The sequence below is a fragment of the Thiocapsa sp. C2-2m genome (genome assembly GCF_041903745.1).
Taxonomy (GTDB): Bacteria; Pseudomonadota; Gammaproteobacteria; order Chromatiales; family Chromatiaceae; genus Thiocapsa; species Thiocapsa roseilacustris.
Genome location: NZ_JBBWVD010000049.1, coordinates 1 through 19881, shown reverse-complemented (window position 1 = coordinate 19881; position 19881 = coordinate 1). Strand labels below are relative to the sequence as shown.

Sequence of the window (19881 nt, the reverse complement as noted above, 5' to 3'; positions counted from 1 at the left end):
CATGCCGTGGCCCCATGCGTTACCGCTTCGGCCGAGCCCCTTTGATCGGTGGCCACAAGATCCAGGAATCAGCCCATCGCGGCGATCTCCTCGCGCAGCTTGGAAAAGGAGATGTCGGCCCGTCATTCGGGCCGGGACATATCCTCATCTCCAACCCCGGACAATTCCGCAATGCGCTCCGCGGTCAGCTCAGATGTCTCTTGGAGATCCCGCGATGCCTCTCCCGTCAATGCACTGTGCAAGAGGGGCGCTTTCTGTTCGGGGATCAGCACGGCAGCGCGCGCTTCGATCGTTGCACGGCGCTGAGCCGGCAACGCGCTGATGATGTCGTCAAGATCTTTCATGCCCGACCTCCTACGGCACGCGTCATCAAGCAGCCCCCTCCACGCTTCCCTCGTCTCCATACTCGCTCGCCCGCCGCGCATCCCCGCGTACCTTGTCGGCCGGATAACGTGCGGCGTTGATGGCGATCTTCTCGTCCGCGGCGGCGAGCAGGTCGATGTCCAGCCGCTCGGCCAGGCGGACCAGGTAGTTGAGGATGTCGGCCAGCTCGTGGGCGACCTTCCGCTTCGTCTCGGCACTCAGCTCGGCGCTCTGTTGCTCGCTCAGCCATTGGAAGTGTTCGAGCAGCTCGCCGGCCTCGCCGGCCAGGGCCATGGCGAGGTTCTTGGGCGAGTGGAACTGCTCCCAATCGCGTTCGCGGGCGAAGGCGAGCAGACGTGCGTTGAGCTGATCCAGACTATCCGGCATCGCCGGTGCCCATGTCGGCCAAGCGGGCACGTGCCCTGACAATCGCGGCGCGCACCTGCGCCGGGGCCGTCCCGCCGAGGTGATCGCGTGCGGCGACCGAGCCATCCAGCGTCAGCACCGCAAAGACGTCGGCCTCGATCGCGTCCGAGAAACCGCGCAGCTCCTCCAACGTCAGCTCGGCAAGATCCCGACCTTCCCGCACACCCAGCCCGACTGCCTTGCCGACGATCTCGTGCGCATCGCGGAAGGGGATGCCTTTGCGCACCAGATAATCGGCGAGATCGGTCGCGGTGCTGAAGCCTTGCGCGGCGGCCGAGCGCATTCGCTCGCGGTTGCAGGCGACCTCGCACATCAACATCATCTCGGCATAGACCTTGAGCGAGCCCTTGAGATTGTCGACCGTGTCGAAGAGGGGCTCCTTGTCCTCTTGATTGTCCTTGTTGTAGGCCAGGGGCTGGCCCTTCATCAGGGTCAAGAGCCCCATCAGATGTCCGAAGATACGCCCGCTCTTGCCGCGGACCAGCTCGGGTACGTCGGGGTTCTTCTTCTGCGGCATGATCGAGGAGCCGGTGCAGAAGCTGTCTGACAGCTCGATGAAGCCGAATTGACTCGACGACCAGAGGATCAGCTCCTCGGAGAAACGCGACAGGTGCATCATGAGGATGGCCGCGCCCGCCGTGAATTCGATCGCGAAATCCCGGTCCGACACCGCATCGAGGGAATTCTCCGCCGGGCGATCGAAGCCGAGCAGCTCGGCGGTATAGGCCCGATCGATCGGATAGGTGGTGCCGGCCAGCGCCGCGGCCCCGAGCGGCATCACGTTCATGCGCCGCCGACAATCGGCCAGGCGCTCGCGGTCGCGATCCAGCATCTCGAACCAAGCCAGCATGTGATGGCCGAAGGTCACGGGTTGGGCGACCTGCAGGTGGGTGAAGCCGGGCATGATGGTCTCGGCCTCGCGCTCGGCGAGATCCAGCAAGGCGCTTTGAAGACGTGCGATGGCCTCGCGGATCAGATCGATCTCGTCGCGCAGCCAGAGCCGCACATCGGTCGCGACCTGATCGTTGCGCGAGCGCCCGGTGTGCAGCTTCTTGCCGGCATCGCCGATCAACTCGGTCAGAGCGGATTCAATGTTCATGTGGACATCTTCGAGCGGGATCGACCACTCGAAGGCGCCGGCATCGATCCGCTCCCGCACCGTCTCCAGTCCGGAGACGATGGCATCGCGCTCCGTGTCGCTGAGGATGCCTTGACGGGCCAGCATGCTGGCGTGGGCAATCGAGCCCTGGATGTCGTAGCGATAGAGCCGTCGGTCGAAGTCGACCGAGGCGGTAAAGGCTTCGACGAAGGCGTCGGTCGGCGCGTTGAATCGCCCGGCCCAGGGTTTGGCGGAAGAGCTTGGCTGGTGCATCTGCGGGATCCGAATGGGTGCAATCCAAAGATTCTACACGCTGGCGTTGCGGCGGATGGATCGCGCGCAAGGCGCCGGGACCGAGCGGACAGCCGACGCCGGACACACGATGTCGGTGTCGGCTTTAACCTGAGTAAAATGATCGTAAGCTATCTTTAACGCGAGCATCCGCGGCGCTGGAAAGTCAGCCTGACAATGCGCCTCGCCAGGCTTTACGGGCGCATCCAGCGGAATTTTCTGATCGACCGAAGAAGCACCATTGTCAACCCGGTCCAGACCTGATCCATGGAAAAGGTTATGAACATCCTGGTCGTCGACGATGAAGCACTGGCACGCGAACGGCTTCGGAGGCTGCTGGCCGACGCCGACGGGCGGTACGCCTTGGCCGGCGAAGCGACCGATGGACTGCAGGCGATCGAGATCTGCAGATCGCAGCGGATCGATCTGGTGTTGCTGGATGTGCAGATTCCCGGCATGAACGGGCTGGAGGCGGCGCAAGCACTGGCCGCGCTGGACCCCGCCCCGGCGGTCATCCTGGTGACGGCCTTCGAGCACGAGACCTTGCTTGCATTCGCAAACCGACTCGCGGGTTACTTGGTGAAGCCGGTAAGCCGCGAGCGCCTCTTCGAGGCCCTGTTGCGCGTGCAGGATCCGACGACGACTCGAGGTGTCGCGGCGGTCGTAGGTTCGGATTGCGAACCAGCTCGGAGTGCTCCTCGGCGCGAGATCAGTGCCCATTACCGAGGCGGGCTGCGCACCGTGCAGATCGAGGACATCATCTTTCTGCGTGCCGAGCACAAATACGTCACGGTGCGTCACGTCGATGGCGAGCTCTTGATCGATGAGTCACTGCGCGCCTTGGAGCAGGAGTTCACCGCGTTTTTTCTGCGCATTCACCGTAATGCACTGGTCGCGCGCGCTCGGGTCTCCGGCTTGGAGAAACGCTCGGACGGTAGCGCCTACATCCAGCTGAGCGATTGTGCGGAGCAGCTCCAGGTGAGCCGCAGGCACCTGCCCGAGGTTCGCCGGTGGGTCCAGCAAGACGACTGAGACCGGCGGATGCCCGGCTGATCCCGTGCAGCCACCTTACCGAGTCACTCGACTCAAGCACCGTCGTGCTGCGAGCGTCGCGTCCATCCCCAAAAGAGCAGCGCCAGCAGGCCGATCCAAACCGCCGCCAGCCAGCCGATGATGCCGTCGTAGCTGCCGACCAGGAAGGCGGCAGGGGCCTCGGGGTTGCCGTCGGTCATCCGGCGCGTCACCTGAATCACGAAGACCCAGCCGGCGTGAAGCCCGATGCCCCACGCGATGTGCCCGGTGTGCTCGCGCACCAAGGCCAGAAAGACACCGACCATAAAGAGCGCCGCCATCGAGCTCAGATGTTTCCATTGGAAGACGTCGATGAAGACCGCGCCGAACATCTGCAACGCGCCCGCCCAATCGAAAAGCACACCCTCCGGCAAGGCGCTCGGCTTCATGAAGTGGACCAGCATGTACAGAAACGCCGTCCAGACCACGGCCGAGGCCACACCGTCGCGCCGCCGGATCGCCGTATAGAGCGCACCGCGGAAGAAGGTCTCCTCGAGCACGCCGATCAGAAGCCCGCCGATCAGGGCTTGAAGCGCCTTCTTCGCCAGATAGGGCCAGAGCTCCAGATCCGCGTCGGGCAGGCGAACATCCAGCGCGACGAGCATCGCCGCAAGCACCGCGAGGATCGCCACCCCTTCGACCCAGCCGAGCGCGAGCGCGCGTCGGAAGACCGGTTTTGGAATGCCGTAACCCAACGCGGTTCGATTCGCGAGCTGCAGGCGCTTGAGAAAGGGCCAGAGCCCGAGCAGGATGAAGATCTGCGCCAAGCGACCCATGACCCGCTGCGGGTCTTCGTCGAGCCAGCCGGTCGCCATCACGGGATAGGTCAGAAGCGCTCCCAGCAGGAGGCAGACGAAGAGATAGGCGAAAAAGAGTGCGGTGATGCGCATCGATTGGGATCTGTAATTTCAGGCGGTCGAATCAATCACGACAGGCCCCGCCTTGCGGGCAACCACCAGCGTGCGGGTGAAGCCCCAAGGGACGGCATGCTCCGGGGTGAGGAATTGCGCCGACGCAAAGCCGGCACCCAGCAGGCGCCCCAAGCGGTCATCGCCATAATCACGGAACGCCAGCACTGCGGCGTCCTGCTTTGCCGGGTCCACGTGGTACTGCGCCGGAAGCAGATGCATGATCTCGCCGGACGCCTCCAAACGCGCACGTTCCACGGTCTGAGGCAGACCGCTCAACGGCACGGTAAAAAGCAAAATGCCGCCGGGGCGCAGGACACCGCCAATCGGCTTTGAATCAACCGAAACAACCGCACGCACAGACCTCCGTCAGCATGCGCCAAGGGGATAGCACAGGCATGTCCCGAGAAACGAATCGGCGAGAACCTCAGCCGCCCCCCGCACATTGTGCCGCAAAAGGCCAAAGTGCAATGCCTGCCATTACTTGGCTGATCGGGCGCGATGATCATCGCGCAACCACTCCATCAGTCCTCGCGAAGGGGCTGAATGGATCAGATCCGCTGATGCGCCCGGCTTGTCACGGTCGATCGAGTCGGTCGACAATGCCGCGACACGCCGGGGGGATTGCACCCCGAACCGGCCCCGCGGGCCATGATCCAGGCCCCATAGAGCCATCCGATGCTGCAGGTCTTGACCCGACACCACGACCCGAAGGCGACCCGCTGATGTGCGGGATCGCAGGCTTCATGCTGCGCGAAGGATCGCGCCCGAACCCGGACGATCTAGGCAGGATGGCCGCGACCTTGGCCCACCGCGGCCCGGACGATCAGGGCATCCATTGCAACGGCCCAGTCGGACTGGCGCAGACACGGCTGTCGATCATCGGGCTCGCCACCGGGCATCAGCCGATGGTCTCGGCAGACGGCCAGCTCGCGCTGGCCGCCAACGGCGAGGTCTATAACTATCTCGAGCTGAATGCGGCGCTGCGCGCACAGGGTCGCGAGCCGCGGACCGACTCGGACTCCGAGACCATCCTGCACGCCTATGCGGTGCACGGCCTGGATTTCCCCGACGAGCTGCGCGGCATGTTCGCCTTCGCGCTCCACGATGCCCGGGAGGGTCGGCTGATCCTCGGGCGCGACCGGCTCGGGATCAAGCCGCTCTTCTACGTGCGCCTGCCCGACCGCATCGTCTTCGCCTCCGAGATCAAGGCGCTCCTGCCGATCCTGCCCGGGCAGCCCCGCGTGAACCCGGTCGCCTTACGGCAATTCCTGCAGAATCAGTTCGCGGGCGGCGAGGAGACCATCCTGGAAGGCATCCGACGGGTGCCGCCCGGCGAGATCCTGATCATCGATCGGGATCTGCGCATCGAGCACAGGCGCTACTGGTCGGCGCTCGACATCGCGCCCCGCGCGATCGGCCTTGAGGAGGCGCAAGCCGAGCTGGACGGTCTCATGCACGCGGCCATGCACGAGCACATGCGCTCGGACGTGCCTTTCGGGCTCTTTCTCTCCGGCGGCGTGGACTCGGCGGTGCTGGCCGCGCTGCTGCACACCCACGGGGCCGGTCGCATCAAGAGCTTCTCGGTCGGCTATCGCGGCACGGCGATGGCGCATGAGTTGGACGAGGCGGCACGGGTTGCGGCGCATTTCGGGCTTGATCACCGCCCCCTGGCGCTTGAGCTCGATCAGGTCTTCGCACGCATCCCGCATACGGTCTGGGCGGCCGACGAGCTGATGCGCGACTATGCCAACCTGCCGACTTCGATCCTGGCCCAAACCGCCGCGGCCGATCTGAAGGTGGTCTTCTCGGGCGAGGGCGGGGACGAGGTCTTCGCCGGCTACGGCCGGTATCGCCCGCCACCGGCCGAACGTTGGATCAAGGGCCTGCTGAGCCCGGGCAGCGGCGGTTTCCGCACCCGCGGCCAGTGGTCGGGACACTGGTCGCGACGTCTGCTCGGGCCGGCGCTCGGTTCGGTCACGACGCCGGATCGCGCACCCTTTCTTCAGGCGTGGCGGTCGACACCGAAGACTTGGTCCGACCTGCAACGACGCCAGTACACCGACCTGGTCACGGCCCTCCCCGACAACCTGCTGGTAAAGACCGACCGCATGCTGATGGGCTTCGGGCTGGAGGGACGGGTGCCCTTTCTCGACCATCGCCTCGTCGAATTCGGCCTGTCGCTGCCCGATGGGCTCAAGGTCAAGGGCCATCAGGGCAAATGGCTGCTCAAGCGCTGGGCCGAGCCGATGCTGCCGCCGGGACATCTGACACGTCCCAAGCGCGGTTTCCACGTCCCGGTCGGCGACTGGCTGACCGGCGATGTCGCGGCCCGTGTTGGGGAGCGCCTGGCGCAGAGCCGGGGCATCCGCGAGTGGTTCCGCGTCGAGTCCATCCGGGATCTGGTCGCCGCCCGTCAAGCCGCCAAGGGCGGCAGTCGCGAGCTGTTCGGCCTGATGCAGTTCGCGATCTGGCATCGGCTCTTCATCGAGCAGCCCGGGCTCGCACCCTCGCCCGACGAAGATCCCTTGGATTGGATCGCGAGCGGCACCTGATCATGGCGACGACCGCCCCACGGATCGCCTGCTTCTTCTCGACCTCTGGTCACAGCGGGGTCGACCGCGCGGCCAAGCACCTGATCCCGGCCTTGGCGCGTCGGGGCTATCGGGTCGATCTGCTCAAGGTTCGACGGCATGGGCCGCATCTGGACGCGATCCCGGACGGGGTCTCGGTGGTCGATCTGGGCTCGCGGCATACCTACGCCTGCCTGCCGGCGCTGGTGCGCTATCTGCGCCGGGATCGTCCGGCGGTGATGCTCTCCGACAAGGATCGGGTGAATCGCACCGCACTGCTTGCCGGCTGGATCGCCCGCCGGCTCGCCGGGGTGCCGACGCGCTTGGTCTTCAGCTCGGGGACGACCATCTCGATCGATCTGGCGACCCGCGGCGCTCTCGAGCGCTGGGTCCAGCGCACCTCCATGGGCCGGCTCTATCCCTTCGCCGATCAGGTGATCGTGACCAGCGCCGGCGTGGCCGACGACATGGCGCGCTACACCGGCCTAGCGCGCGAGCGCATCCGCGTCGTGCCCTCACCCGTGGTGCCGGCGTCACTCTTCACGGAGGACTTGGCGCGTCCGGATCACCCCTGGCTCGGACGCTCCGACAGGCCCCTGATCTTGGGCACGGGCGAGCTGTGCGGACGCAAGGACTTCGAGACCTTGCTGCGTGCCTTCGCGCGGGTTCGGGCCCAACGGCCCTGCCGTCTCATGATCCTGGGCCAAGGCCGTGCCCGCGAGCGCCTGCTCGCGCTCGCCGCCGAGCTGGGCGTGGCCGAGGATGTCGCCCTGCCCGGCTTCGTCCCCGAGCCCTATGCCTTCATGGCCCATGCCGATCTCTTCACCTTCACCTCGCGCTGGGAGGGGCTCGGCTTCGTCATCATCGAGGCACTCGCGGTCGGCACGCCCGTGGTGGCCACCGACTGTCCGAGCGGCCCGCGCGAGATCCTGCAGGACGGACGCATCGGCCCCTTGGTGCCGGTCGGCGACGCTGCCGCCTTGGCTTCGGCCATGCTGCAGACCCTGGACGCACCGCCGCCCGCAGCACTGCTCAGGGACGCCGCCCGACCCTACGAGATCGAGGCGAGCACCGATGCCTATCTGGATGCCATGCGGCTGCCGCGCTGGGCGGGGTAGGGGCGATTGGTTCTTCGCGAATCAGCGAGACTCGCCGAGAATCCCGGACAGATCATAGATCGGCTCGCTTGGGAACTGCTCCGGATCCAACCCGGTCTCGCGAATTGCCCAATCACGGCCATCGTCCCATGCCGATTCCAGCGCCTCGGCCAGGATGGCCGGATTGCGAAGCCCCGGGTTCTTTCCGAGGAGACGCTCGATTTGGCGACGTTGGGTTGCAACGGAGTTGCGCCAACTTTTCTCGTTGGTCGGCGTTCGCTCGGTTTGCACCTCCAACTTCAGGAGGTGCGCGACGATGACCGCCATGCGTGCAGCCAGCGCGCGTTGCTCGGAGCGTCCCATCTCTTCGATCTCTCCGGCTAGATGCTCGCGATCCATACGCCCGAGATTCCCTTCACGTACCGCCGCGGCCTGCTCCCGGGTCCAAGAGAAGAAATCTTGCTCATACGCGTGACTCATACGCGGTGCCTACGATAGCCAACCATGGAGTGATGATAACCGAATGGTGAGTCCGAAGGCTGGGATGAGCCGAGCGAACCGGCTTGACCGCGGCGCCGAAGATGCCGGGGTTCGTTCCTCACCCCAGCCTGCGGTCCTGGAGGCGAAATGAAAGACCTGACCCCGGCACCGTTCGGGGCGCTGCGCGGTGACCGGCAGTGGCCGTTTGCGAAAGCGCAATGCGCCTGGAAAAACAACTTGGTTATTCTCCCGCTCGCTCTCCAGCCACATGAGCGAGGACATACACGATGAGTGCCGATGCCGATTTCCCCTACCTGCGACGTTCACCTTTGACCGCTGGACTGACCGACGATCAAGTGCGAATGCTGGCCGGAATCTCCTATTGCCGCAAGATCGACGACCAGGAGACACTCATCACCGAGGGCAACCGCGACAACAGCCTGCACATCGTCGTCGAGGGGGGAATCGCGGTCACTCGCGATCTGGGAAAAGGCGATTTCACCACGATCCATGTCTTGCGCACCGGCGATCTGGCCGGCGAGATGGGCTTCATCAGCGGACGCCCACACACGGCGACCCTGCGCTCGATCGGGAGGACTCAGGTGTGCAGCATCGAGCGCGATGCATTCGAGTCACTGATGTCGGACGATCCCTGGCTCGTCTATCGGGTCATGCAGAACATCGTCGAGGTCAGCCAGGACATTCTACGCCGCATGAACGCCCAGTATGTCGAGCTGACCAAATACATACACAATTCACACGCGATGTTCTAAGCACAACACCGGCACACCCATCCCGCCCGCGACCGCTAACGCCATGCCCGGCCTCCGGGATGACCGAGCGTGCCCCTTGCGACGTAGCCAAAAACCCGCCGCCCACATCCATTACCACGCGGGCGCCACATGCATGCGACTGCGGCTCGGTCGCTACCACTCCAGCGGCGGCAGCGCAGGGAAGATCTTGCGCGTGCCCTCGAGCCACTGCCGGGTCAGCGCGTCGAAGAAGACGTCACCTTCAAGAAAAAGGGAAAAGGGGTCTCCAGCTCTGGTGTTTTAATCTACCTTAACTGTAGGCCCGCGGGCGGGGTCGGCTAGATGCTTATCAGGTTGCTGCTGATTGACTCGGGAAACTGCGTTCTGTGCTTGTTCGGTCTGAAGAAACCTTGGTCTGTCCCTGATTAGCTCGTGCGATAGCGGCACGGACCTTCGCTGCGGCCCGCGCATCGAGATCTTCGAACCACGTACCGAAGGGACAGTCCCCGGCTTGCGTCTCGTACTGGACGACCTCGACCATCTGTTATGGTAACGCATAGGCAACCTTTATTCGAACAGAAGTCCGTTCGCTTCGGCCTCTCCCGGAATCCGCGCCATGACCAATCCCGCTACGGGTCCGGATTACTAATAGGATCAAGCCTCGGCAACCAGCCCGAAGGCCGCGAGATAGCGCCGTGCGCTGATGTCCATCCGATACTCCTGCACCGCCTCCTTCAAAACATCGGGGGAGGGCGGATCTCGCAGGGTCTCTTCCATCGCGGCCGCAAGCGCATCGGCATCGCCGACCGGAACCAAGGCACCGAAGGCGCCGTCGCGAGTGATCTCTCGCGGTCCGCTGCGGCAATCGGTCGAGACCACGGGTGTGCCCAGCGCGAGCGCCTCGGTCAGGACATTGGGTGAGCCTTCCCATAGCGAGGAAAGGGCGAAGAGCTTGGCGCGCGCCAGAAAGCGGTAGGGATTGGGCTCGAAACCGGGGAGGGCGACGTCGTCGGCAACGCCCAAATCCCGCGCGAGGCGCAGGAGGCGCCCCTGCTGACGACCCTGTCCGAGGATCATCAGCCGACAGGGCAGACGCGCATGCAGCAGGGCGAACGCCTTGATCAGGGTCCCGAAGTCCTTCTGGGTACGCAGACCGCCGACGCCCATGATGACCGGCGGCTGATCGGTTCCGAACCAGGGGTGATCCAGCGGGTCATGGGCTTGTGCATAGAACTCGGGCGTGATGTTGGGGTTGCGCACCACCCGGATGCGGCTCGGCGGGATGTCCGTCACCTCGGCGATGTCGGCCGCGACCCCTTCGGACACGGCGACGACCCCGTCCGCCCGCTGAAAGAGGCTCCGCAGCTCGCGCTGCTCCCACCAGCGTTTGAGCCGATTCTTCCCGCGCGCACGCCAGCGCTCGGACATGGTGGTCCCGGGGCGCAGAAAATACCGCGTGTCGGTCGACGAGGCCGCCTTCACCGCGAGCGCGATGCGATCGTCCTCGGTCTTGGCCGAGAGGACGACGGAGGGTCGACGGCGCTCGACATACGCGGCGAGGAAACGCTGTCGCTCTCGCGGCGGAACACGGCCGAGCGCATGAACGGTTACCGTGGCCGGGAGACTATCCAGAAAAGGCGCCTCGCGCCGTCCGACCACGAAGTCGACCGGGACACCCTGATCGGCAATCCCGCGAGCGATGTTGACCATCATGCGCTCCACCCCGCCGTCGCCGAAGCTCGGGATGAAGAGGCAGACCGGGCGCGACGCCGAATTCGACGCGGGATGAGACGAAGGTTCGGCGATTGGGTGATCCGAAGGGGCGATGACGGGCATTGATCGTCCTCGACACGGCGGTCGCACCGGGCCGGGTCTTGTGTTGGATGTCGAATTGTTCTGCCGGAGCGTCATGAGCGACGCATGCTGCTCTGGGATGCCGGGCTTGAGTAATACGGTCCGACCGCAACGCCCATGAGGCCCGCCAGCAATTCCAAACTCGCCGACGGCCTCGGTCGCGCCAGCCTTGAGCCCGGCGCCCCGGACCACCGACTTCAGTCGGCACGGGGGCACGCGCTTTGGAAGCGACGGCGCCGGCACCGTCTTCCGGGATGCGCACCGACAGAAGTCGGCGGTCCGATGGTCTTGCCAACCGCCGAGAGTCAAATTTGGAACTCCTGGAGGCCCGCGCCTCGATGCACCCGGGTACGCGATCCCGCGTATCATACCCGTCCCGAGGCGAGATCCTCATCCCGCGAACCCATCGAGACGCCGACCTTGCCCGAGACGCCCCGCCTTATGCCAAGCATCGTGCCGACCGACGGTTGGTCACGTGCAGGTCTCGTCGGCCTTTATGTCTTTGCCTTCTTCGGGCTGCTCGGGATCACACCGGCCACCGTCGGCCTGGTCCTGCTGGCCCTAGCCTTCCTGATCCGGTTCGACGCCTGGCGGCGGCTCGTGCGGGATCCGGTCGCACTGCTGGCCATGGTGTTCGGCATCTATGTCGCCGTGCACAGCGTGACCGCCTACCTCCTGGCGCCGACCCCGGCGCTCGCAGAGGCCGTCATCGACAACGGAACGGATTGGGTGAAGATGCTGCTCTTCATCCCGCTCGCCTACTGGGTCGCAGGACGCCCGGATCGGGTGCGCATGGTTCTGCTGCTCGGGCTCGCGGGCTTCACCCTCGCGACCTTTCGCAAGATCGACTGGGCGACCTTCGACGCCGCCTTCTTCTCGACCCGGTTCGATGCTTATCTTCCGTCGATCGCCTTCGGCATGTTCGCCGGACTCGGGGCGCTCGGGCTCCTCGCGACACGCCGTGCCTTCTGGGCGATGCGCGACCGACCTTGGCAGCGCTGGCTCGCGACGACGCTCTGGGCCGTCTGGCTGCTCGTCATGCTGGAAGGCCTGCTCCTGTCCCAATCGCGCGGCTCCTGGCTCGGCTTTCTCGGCGGGCTGGCGGTCTTGGCGTTTCTGGAATGGCGGGCGCGACAGGCGACGACGGCAAGACCCGCACGCCGACGCTGGTTTGCGATCCTGCTGGTCGCCGCCGCCCTCGGGGCCTTCCTGGCGAGTCAGTATCAAACGATCGCGATGCGGCTCACCGACCAGACCGACACCCTGCAGCAGGTGATGAGCGGCGATGTGACCGAGGTGACCTCCGACCCGGTCGGCCTGCGCGTCAACGCCCTGCTCTTCACTGTCGAGAAATGGCGCGAACGCCCCTGGTTCGGCTGGGGTGCGGGCACCAGCCGCGAATGGATCGCGACCAGCGGACGCACGGACACCCTTCTGGACAACGTCAATTGGCTCCCGCACCTGCACAACGCCTATGCCGAGACGCTGTTTCAATTCGGCGCCGTGGGTCTGTTGTTGGCGGTCGCCCTGGTCTGGGCGCTGGTGCGCGCGACCGGCACCGAGTGTCGCGCCGGACGGCTGCCCGTTGACCTTTGCCGACTCTTCCTGATTACCCTCATGTTCGTGCTGATCTGGAATCTGTTCAACTATCGCGTGGTGCGCAGCGACTGGATGGTCTTCTGGATCCTGCTCGCCGGGGCGGCCTACAGCTTCCGTCTCGCAAGGCTGACCGAGTCCTCGGGGGGCGGCCGCGGGTGAAGATACTCATCGTCAGGCTCTCCGCAATCGGCGACATCGTCTTCGCCTCGCCGTTGATTGCGGCCCTGCGACGCGCCTATCCGCAGGCGCACATCGCCTGGCTGGTGCAGCCCGAGTATCGCTCCCTGCTGGACCGACATCCGGATCTGGACGAGGTCATCGCCTGTCCGCTCGGGCACTGGCGGCGCCTGTGGCGCGAGCGACGACTGCGCGAGCTGCTGTCCGGTATCGCGGCACTGCGGACGAATCTGCGCGAATATCGCTTCGACCTCGCCATCGACCTGCAGGGATTGCTCAAAAGCGGCGCCTTGACGCGGCTCTCGGATGCTCGCGAACGGATCGGTCTGGGGTCGCGCGAGGGCAGCCGATGGCTGATGACGCGGACGCTTCTGCGCGGCGGGGATCCCCGGCGTATCGGATCGGAGTATCTTTATCTGGCAGAGACCTTAGGGCTGCCGGTGGAGGACTTCGCGATGGCCATCCATTACGGCGAGACCGAGGCTGACTTCGCCGATCGGATCATCGCCAAGCATGATCTGAGCGACGGCTTTGCGGTGCTCTGCCCCTTCACGACGCGTCCGCAGAAACACTGGATCGAGGAGCGTTGGGCACCGCTTGCGGCGCGGATCCAGGCGGATCTCGGCCTGACGCCGGTCTTGCTCGGCGCTCCGGCGGACCTCGAGGCCGCAACACGGATCGGCGATGCCGCCGACACTTCCTTGGTCGATCTCACGGGCCGCACCAGCCTCATCGAGGCCGCGGCCTTGATCGACCGCGCCTCGCTCCTGATTGGCGTGGATACCGGCCTGGGTCACATAGGCATCGCCTTCGGCACCCCGAGCCTACTCCTCTTCGGCTCGACCTGTCCCTATCTCGACACCACCCGCGCCAACGCCCGGGTGCTGTATCACAAGCTCGACTGCTCGCCCTGCAAACGTCGCCCGACCTGCGACGGGGCCTTCACCTGCATGCGTCTGATCACGACCGACGAGATCATGGACGCGGCCCGCGGCGTGCTCGGGGTTGCGCCGTGAGGATCCTTCACGTCGAGGGCGGGCGGCATCTCTACGGCGGGGCCTATCAAGTCCTGCACCTGCTGCGCGGGCTTGTCGCGCGTGGTCACGACAATCTGCTCGCCTGCCCTGCAGGATGCGCCCTGGCCGAGGCCGCGGCACCCGTCGCGCGTGTTTACGGCCTTCCGATGCGCGGTGATCTGGACCTGCCGATGGTCATGCGCCTGCGACGCCTGATCCGTGCGAGCCGACCGGATCTGGTGCACCTGCACAGCCGCATCGGCGCCGACGTCATGGGCGGCATCGCGGCGCGCCTGAGCGGGGTGCCGGTCATCTACACCCGCCGGGTCGACAACCCCGAGCCGCGTTGGCTGGTCGCGCTCAAGTACCGGCTTTTCGACCGCGTGGTGGCCATCTCCGAGGGGATTCGCGATGTGCTGCTTGCCGAGGGACTGCCCGCCGAGAAGCTGCGGGTCGTTCGCAGCGCGGTCGATTACGCCACCTACGCCCGACCCTGCGCTCGCGCCTCGATCGCCGCCCGACTCGGGGTGACCGAGGACGCCATTTTGATCGGCGTCGTCGCCCAACTGATCCAGCGCAAGGGGCACGCCGATCTGATCGAGGCCCTGCCCACTTTGATGGATCGCTATCCCCGCCTTCAGGTGCTCTTCTTCGGGAAGGGGCCGCTCGCGGATGCGCTCAAAACACGGATCGATCGGAAGGGTCTGACCAGGCGTATCCGGCTCCTCGGCTTCCGCGACGACCTCGCCGAGCTCATGCCCTGCCTGGATCTCCTCGTCCATCCGGCACGCATGGAGGGCCTCGGCGTCTCCTTGCTCCAGGCCGCGAGCGCGGGCGTGCCGATCGTCGCGAACCGCGTCGGCGGTATCCCGGAGGCAGTGCGCGACGGCGAGAACGGACTCTTGGTACCCCCCGGCGACATCGGGGCATTGAGGGCAGCGCTTGAGGCCCTGCTCTCCGACCCGGAGCGTCGCCGAAGACTCGGCACAAGCGGACAGGCCCTGATGGCGCGCGAATTCTCCATCGACGTCATGGTGGAGGGAAACCTCGCGGTCTATCGCGAGCTGTCGCGCGAAGCTACCCTGCACTCCGAGCCGGGGTAACGGATTTCGACTTGACGAACGACTCCAGCCCTTTATGTCAGATCCATCCAGTCTCCAAATGGTTGCCAGCAAGGCCCTCGGCGGTGCCGAGCGCTGGGCGATCCGCTTCAGTCTTGCGCTCGCCGAGCGCGGAGCCCCGGTCGACCTGGCGATCCGCCGCGGCAGCGGTCTCGACGATCTCGACTACGGTTCGCTCCAGGTCCATCGCCTGCCCTTTCTCACCACCTGGGATCCGCTCTCGCGCGATGCCGTGTCGCGTACCATCGGCCGGGTCCGACCGGACATCGTCCAGACCTATATGGGACGGGCCACCCGGCTGACACATCTGAGCCCGTTGAAAGGGCCGGTCCATCTCGCCCGGCTCGGCGGCTATTACGCCCTCGAACCCTTTCGACATGCCCACGGCTGGATCGGCAACACCAAGCAGCTCTGCGATTGGATGGTCCGAAACGACTTGCCGGCGGATCGCGTCCATCACATCTACAACTTCGCCGAGCCGGTCCATCCGGTGGCGCCGGAGCAGGTGGCCGAGCTGAGAATACGGCATGGCGTCCCGGAGGATGCGTGGGTGATGGTCACCTTGGGGAGGCTGGTCGGCTTCAAGGGACATCGGCACCTCGTCGATGCCATGGCCCGACTCCCGGAGACGATCGACGGACGGCCGTTGCGGCTGATCATCGTCGGCGACGGACCCTTGGGGCCGGATCTGCATCGTCAGGCGATCGAAGTCGGGCAGGAGACGCGCATCCTCTGGACCGGCTGGCAGAAGGATCCATCGGCTTACCTGCAGATGGCGGATCTCGTGGTCTTCCCGTCGTTGGACGAGGAGCCGATGGGCAATGTCATCTTGGAGGCCTGGGCCTGGCGCAAACCCTTGGTGACGGCCAATTTTCGCGGGGCGCGGGAGATCGTGCGGCATGGCGAGGACGGATGGGCCGTGCCTTGCGCGGATGCCGTCGCACTCGCCGAGGGGATTCGCGAGGTCCTGTCCAACCCGACGCTCAGGTCCGACCTCGCCGAGCGCGGCCATGCCCGGGTGCAGCACGACTTCAGTCGCGAGACCATCCTGGATCAATATCTGGCCCTGTATCGGGAGCTTGCACGCTGAGGGCAACCTCGTCAGTCGCCGTCGTCCGTGTCCACTTGGTCGCGTCGCTCGACGGTCTCCGGGTCGGCTGTGATCGGACGGTAGATCTCCACCCGATCGCCGTCGCTCAGACGGGTCTCGAGCTTCACGAGCCGGCCGAAGATGCCGATCTTGTTCTCGGTCAGATCGATCTCGGGAAACTGGTCAAGCAGACCCGAGCGCTCGATCGCGTCGCGTGCGGTGCTCCCGTCGGGGACATCGAGCTTCAGCCAGGTCTGCTTGAACTTGTCCGCGTATGCGACACCGACATGCATGCGACGATCCTCTTCGGAAGGGTTAAGCGATGGCTCGATTCGTCGTGATGCCGCGTCGCTTGGCCGACGCGATCCCTGCATCGATCAGCCGCCTGCCTGCGAGGATGAAGCCGAGCGCGATGAATCCGCCGGGAGGCAGGATCGCAAGCAGGAACCCGCGATAGTCGGGGATGAGGGTCGTTTCCAGAAAGGACATTCCCTCGCCGAGCAGGAGCGAGGCCCCCGAGAAGAGGGTTCCGCTGCCGATGACCTCGCGAACGCCGCCGAGAACGACGAGGACGGCGGTAAAGCCCAACCCCATGGCCAAGCCGTCCATCGCGGAGGCCGCGACATTTTGCTTGGAGGCAAAGGATTCGGCGCGGCCCAGAACGGCGCAGTTGACCACGATTAGGGCGATGAACAGACCCAAGACCTTATGCAGCTCATGGACATAGGCGTTGAGTCCGAGATCCACCAGGGTGACGAGCGTGGCGATGAGCACGATGTAGATCGGGATGCGGATCTCCGGGATGACGACGCCGCGGATCAGGGAGACCAGGATGTTCGAGGCCAGGAGGACCGCCGTCGTGGCCAACCCCATGCCGAGCCCGTTGGTCGCCGTGCCGGTCACCGCGAGGGTCGGACAGAGGGCCAGGGCTTGGCTCAGGATGACGTTGTTGCTCCAGAGCCCGTCGCGGACGATGGAGCCCCAGGGGGTTGCCTCGGTCGGTTCGGTCTGCGTGCTCATCGCTGTGCTCCGGTCGCGCGTGAATCGGCAAAGGTCACTCGATCGGCCGGTGCGAGATCGGCCGGACGTCGGTACATACAGGGCCGCGGGCAGGTCATGGCGAGGGGCTCGCCGCCGCGACCGGGTCCGTGCTCGGCATGGTCAGGATGGTCTCGCGTCGGGCGGCAAAGAATTCCAGTCCGTCCTTCAGCGAGCGCACCACGGCGCGCGGCGTAATGGTGGCGCCGCTGAATTGATCGAACTCGCCGCCGTCCTTCTTCACGCCCCAACGTTCGGCCGGCGGGTTGCCCAGGGACAGCCCCTCGAAACCCAGGATCCAGTCATCCTTCGTGGCCTCGATCTTGTCGCCGAGTCCGGGCGTTTCCTTGTGCGAGAGGACCCGCGCGCCCAGGACGCCCCCGTCCGGCGCAAGACCGAGCAGGGTACGGATCTCCCCGGCATAGCCGAAACCGACGACCTCGAACGCGACCGCGCTCACCTGTCCCTGCGCGATGCCGCGATAGACCAGGACCGGTTCTCCCTGCGCGTCGGTCAGGCTGAGCGTGGCGGCGAGGAGGTCGTTCTCGTGCAGGCGCGGCGGGATGACCTGCGACAGCGAGGCGTTCATATCCTCGGCGCGACGCAGCGCGATCGGCTCGCGGGTCACCGCGTCGGCCAGGACCAGCAAGGCCGCGGCAAGTGCCGTGAAGCCGCCCAGGACCAAGCCGCGATAGGCGGCGCCCTCGCGCAGACGAGGCGAAACCAGGGTGCTCATCGCGCGCCCTCCTTCTTGACTGTGGCGTTGACTGCGGCGCCAACGGCCGGGGACTCGGCGGGCGCGAGCGGTTGACCCCGGCGATCGCGCCCGAAGACCCGCGGACGCACGTAATGATCGATCAAGGGCGTTGCGGCGTTCATGAGGATGACCGCGAAGGCCACGCCCTCGGGATAGCCGGCCCAGGTGCGGATGACGTAGACCAGCGCACCGCAGCCGAATCCGAAGAGGATCTGGCCGCGGCGCGAGACCGGCGAGGTGACCGGGTCCGTGGCGATGAAGAATGCACCGAGCAGCGTGGCGCCCGAGAAGAGATGGAACAGGGGCCCCGGATATTGTCCCGGATCGATCAGGTGCATGAGGGTCGCGAGCAGTGCGACGGTCCCGAGCATCGACACCGGGATGTACCAGGTGATCACCCGCTTGGCCAGGAGAAAGAGTCCGCCGAGTAGAATCAAGAGGGCTGAGGTCTCGCCCATGCTGCCCGACAGGATTCCGACGGCGTCGCTCCAGACCGAGCCAGTCTCCGCAAGGATCCGGGGCAGCTCCAGACCCTGCCCGAGCTCGGTGCGGACGTGGCTGAGCAGGGTCGCCCCGCTCAGAGCGTCGCTCGCGCCGGCGCCCAGGCTGATTGCCAGTCCATCGAGCGGACCGGGCGCGCCGGCCGAGAAGAGCGGCGCGGGCGCGACATAGGTCGTCATCTCCAGCGGGAAGGAGATCAACAGGGCGACGCGCGCGACCATCGCCGGATTGAAGAGGTTCTGACCGATGCCGCCGAAGACATGCTTGGTGACCAGGATGGCGATCAGAGCGCCGACCACGCCGATCCACCAAGGCGCCCAAGGCGGCAGACTCAGCGCCAGCAGCCAGCCGGTCAGGACCGCCGAGCCGTCGAAGAGAAACGGCCGCACCCGCTTGCCGGCGATGCCGAGCGCGAGGGTCTCGGCAAGCAGGGCCGCGAGCAGGGTGGCGACGAAGAGCCAAATCGCCGGCCAACCGAACTGCCAGAATCCAAAGAGTGTGGTCGGCACCAGGGCCACCATCACCAGACCCATGGTCCGCGGGATGCTGACCGGCTGGTGAACGTAGGGCGCGGCGATCGTAGAGGCGGTGGTCTCGCGCATGGGTCAATCCTCTCCGGCGAGCGCGGCTGCGGGTGCATCCGCGGGAGCGATCGGCGCCGCGGCCTTGGCGGCGGCTTGACTCGCCGCCTGCTCGCGCTTGCGTTTGGCCAGGGCCTCGCGCTTGGCGCGTTGCATTGCGTCGATCCGGGCCGCGCGCTGCTCGGCCAGGCGCTTGGTCTCCAGGAGCTTTTGCTTGGAGCGTCCGCGCGCGGCCATCTCGCCCTTGGCATAGTTGAAGAATTGCACCAGCGGGATGTGGGCCGGACAGACATAGGCACAGGACCCGCATCCGATGCAGTCCATGAGCCCGAGACCCACAGCGCCCTCGAGATCCCCGGCGCGGGTATGCGCTGCCATCTCCAGCGGCACCAGGCCGCAGGGACACGCCTGCACGCAGCTCGCACAGCGGATACAGGGCATGGGCTCGCGACGGGCGACCTCGCGCGCGGTCAGCGCCAGCACGCCGTTGCTGCCCTTGACCATGGGGACCCGCGTCTCGGGCAGGGGTTGCCCCATCATGGGACCGCCGCTGATCAACTGCGCCGGCTCTTCGGTAAAGCCGCCGCAATAATTCAGCAGATCCTGCACGCGCGTCCCCAGCGGGACGCGCAGGTTGCGCGGACGGGAGATGGCCCCGCCGCTGACGGTCACGACCCTGGAGACCAGCGGCCGTCCGTACCGCAGGGCATCATGAACCGCGAAGGCGGTCGCGCCATTATGGACGACCACGCCGATGTCCGCGGTGAGCCCGCGAGCCGGGGTCTCCTGCCCGGTCAGCGCTTGGACCAGGTGTCGCTCCGAGCCCATCGGATACCGTGTCGGCAGCCGGGCGATCCGAATCCGGGGATCGACGGCGGCAGCGATCGCCATCGCGGCCTGTGCCTCGGCTTTGTTGTTCTCGATGGCGATGATGATCCGCTCCACACCCAGCCCATGGGCCAGGATGCGGATCCCGTCGACGACCGCGTCGGCTTGCTCGCGCATCAGGCGATCGTCGCAGGTCAGGTAGGGCTCGCACTCGGCCCCGTTGATGACCAGGGTGTGCAGCCGGTAGCGGGTGCGCACC

At 66.0% G+C, this 19881-nt stretch carries 20 protein-coding genes; 8 read left to right on the top strand and 12 right to left on the bottom strand.

Going from position 1 to position 19881, the window contains the following annotated elements; genetic code table 11:
- Nucleotides 1–122: 122 nt before the first annotated feature.
- From AADX97_RS25725 to argH, 3 genes are read right to left on the bottom strand one after another with little or no spacing between them, the layout of a single operon-like run.
- Complete coding sequence (locus AADX97_RS25725; protein WP_374236920.1) at nt 123–344, bottom strand: hypothetical protein; 222 nt, start codon at nt 342–344, stop codon at nt 123–125.
- A 25-nt stretch (nt 345–369) separates the two neighbouring features.
- A complete protein-coding gene (locus AADX97_RS25720; RefSeq protein WP_374236921.1) occupies nt 370–750 on the bottom strand; it encodes a nucleotide pyrophosphohydrolase in 381 nt (126 codons plus the stop codon).
- Nucleotides 740–2161 (bottom strand): argininosuccinate lyase, encoded by a 1422-nt coding sequence (argH, locus tag AADX97_RS25715; protein ID WP_374236922.1) that lies wholly within the window; start codon nt 2159–2161, stop codon nt 740–742. Before argH ends, AADX97_RS25720 begins: the two co-directional genes overlap by 11 nt.
- 297 nt (nt 2162–2458) lie before the next feature.
- Here argH and AADX97_RS25710 point away from each other — a divergent pair, with 297 nt between their 5' ends.
- Entirely contained in the window at nt 2459–3211 is a 753-nt protein-coding gene (locus AADX97_RS25710) for a LytR/AlgR family response regulator transcription factor (protein ID WP_374236923.1), read from the top strand.
- A 53-nt stretch (nt 3212–3264) separates the two neighbouring features.
- On the opposite strand, the gene AADX97_RS25705 is transcribed toward AADX97_RS25710, so the two are convergent.
- Complete coding sequence (locus tag AADX97_RS25705) at nt 3265–4140, bottom strand: lysostaphin resistance A-like protein (RefSeq protein ID WP_374236924.1); 876 nt, start codon at nt 4138–4140, stop codon at nt 3265–3267.
- Between the two features lie 18 nt (nt 4141–4158).
- The gene (locus AADX97_RS25700) at nt 4159–4518 is read right to left on the bottom strand and encodes a hypothetical protein (RefSeq protein WP_374236926.1); all 360 of its coding nucleotides are present in this window, start codon (nt 4516–4518) and stop codon (nt 4159–4161) included.
- 365 nt (nt 4519–4883) lie between these two features.
- On the opposite strand from AADX97_RS25700, the gene asnB reads away from it, so the two are divergent.
- Together asnB and AADX97_RS25690 are read left to right on the top strand one after the other, a co-directional pair.
- A complete protein-coding gene (gene asnB, locus AADX97_RS25695) occupies nt 4884–6713 on the top strand; it encodes an asparagine synthase (glutamine-hydrolyzing) (protein ID WP_374236927.1) in 1830 nt (609 codons plus the stop codon).
- A 2-nt stretch (nt 6714–6715) separates the two neighbouring features.
- The gene (locus tag AADX97_RS25690; protein WP_374236928.1) at nt 6716–7849 is read left to right on the top strand and encodes a glycosyltransferase; all 1134 of its coding nucleotides are present in this window, start codon (nt 6716–6718) and stop codon (nt 7847–7849) included.
- Between the two features lie 21 nt (nt 7850–7870).
- Here the strand turns inward: AADX97_RS25690 and AADX97_RS25685 are convergent, their stop codons facing one another.
- Complete coding sequence (locus AADX97_RS25685; RefSeq protein ID WP_374236929.1) at nt 7871–8308, bottom strand: DUF29 domain-containing protein; 438 nt, start codon at nt 8306–8308, stop codon at nt 7871–7873.
- A 287-nt stretch (nt 8309–8595) separates the two neighbouring features.
- Here AADX97_RS25685 and AADX97_RS25680 point away from each other — a divergent pair, with 287 nt between their 5' ends.
- On the top strand, nt 8596–9081 hold the full coding sequence (locus AADX97_RS25680; protein ID WP_374236930.1) for a cyclic nucleotide-binding domain-containing protein: 486 nt from the start codon (nt 8596–8598) through the stop codon (nt 9079–9081).
- A gap of 633 nt (nt 9082–9714) precedes the next feature.
- On the opposite strand, the gene AADX97_RS25675 is transcribed toward AADX97_RS25680, so the two are convergent.
- A complete protein-coding gene (locus tag AADX97_RS25675; protein ID WP_374236931.1) occupies nt 9715–10896 on the bottom strand; it encodes a glycosyltransferase in 1182 nt (393 codons plus the stop codon).
- A gap of 459 nt (nt 10897–11355) precedes the next feature.
- On the opposite strand from AADX97_RS25675, the gene AADX97_RS25670 reads away from it, so the two are divergent.
- The 4 genes from AADX97_RS25670 to AADX97_RS25655 are packed head-to-tail and all read left to right on the top strand — an operon-like array spanning nt 11356 to nt 15917.
- Nucleotides 11356–12672 carry an O-antigen ligase family protein gene (locus AADX97_RS25670; RefSeq protein ID WP_374236932.1) on the top strand — a complete coding sequence of 439 codons (1317 nt, stop codon included), beginning with the start codon at nt 11356–11358 and terminating at the stop codon, nt 12670–12672.
- Nucleotides 12669–13706, top strand: coding sequence for a glycosyltransferase family 9 protein (locus AADX97_RS25665; RefSeq protein WP_374236933.1), 1038 nt, complete (start codon nt 12669–12671; stop codon nt 13704–13706). The genes AADX97_RS25670 and AADX97_RS25665 overlap by 4 nt, the downstream gene beginning before the upstream one ends.
- Nucleotides 13703–14809, top strand: coding sequence for a glycosyltransferase (locus AADX97_RS25660; protein ID WP_374236934.1), 1107 nt, complete (start codon nt 13703–13705; stop codon nt 14807–14809). The genes AADX97_RS25665 and AADX97_RS25660 overlap by 4 nt, the downstream gene beginning before the upstream one ends.
- Before the next feature lie 34 nt (nt 14810–14843).
- The gene (locus AADX97_RS25655; RefSeq protein ID WP_374236935.1) at nt 14844–15917 is read left to right on the top strand and encodes a glycosyltransferase; all 1074 of its coding nucleotides are present in this window, start codon (nt 14844–14846) and stop codon (nt 15915–15917) included.
- 11 nt (nt 15918–15928) lie between these two features.
- On the opposite strand, the gene AADX97_RS25650 is transcribed toward AADX97_RS25655, so the two are convergent.
- From AADX97_RS25650 to rsxC, 5 genes are all read right to left on the bottom strand, one after another.
- Nucleotides 15929–16210, bottom strand: coding sequence for an RnfH family protein (locus tag AADX97_RS25650; protein WP_374236937.1), 282 nt, complete (start codon nt 16208–16210; stop codon nt 15929–15931).
- Nucleotides 16211–16232: 22 nt separating this feature from the next.
- Entirely contained in the window at nt 16233–16937 is a 705-nt protein-coding gene (locus AADX97_RS25645) for an electron transport complex subunit E (protein WP_374236938.1), read from the bottom strand.
- A 94-nt stretch (nt 16938–17031) separates the two neighbouring features.
- The gene (gene rsxG / locus AADX97_RS25640) at nt 17032–17691 is read right to left on the bottom strand and encodes an electron transport complex subunit RsxG (protein WP_374236939.1); all 660 of its coding nucleotides are present in this window, start codon (nt 17689–17691) and stop codon (nt 17032–17034) included.
- Nucleotides 17688–18815, bottom strand: coding sequence for an RnfABCDGE type electron transport complex subunit D (locus AADX97_RS25635; protein WP_374236940.1), 1128 nt, complete (start codon nt 18813–18815; stop codon nt 17688–17690). Before AADX97_RS25635 ends, rsxG begins: the two co-directional genes overlap by 4 nt.
- Nucleotides 18816–18818: 3 nt before the next feature.
- On the bottom strand, nt 18819–19881 hold a 1063-nt coding region (rsxC, locus tag AADX97_RS25630), incomplete at its 5' end, for an electron transport complex subunit RsxC (RefSeq protein WP_374239335.1).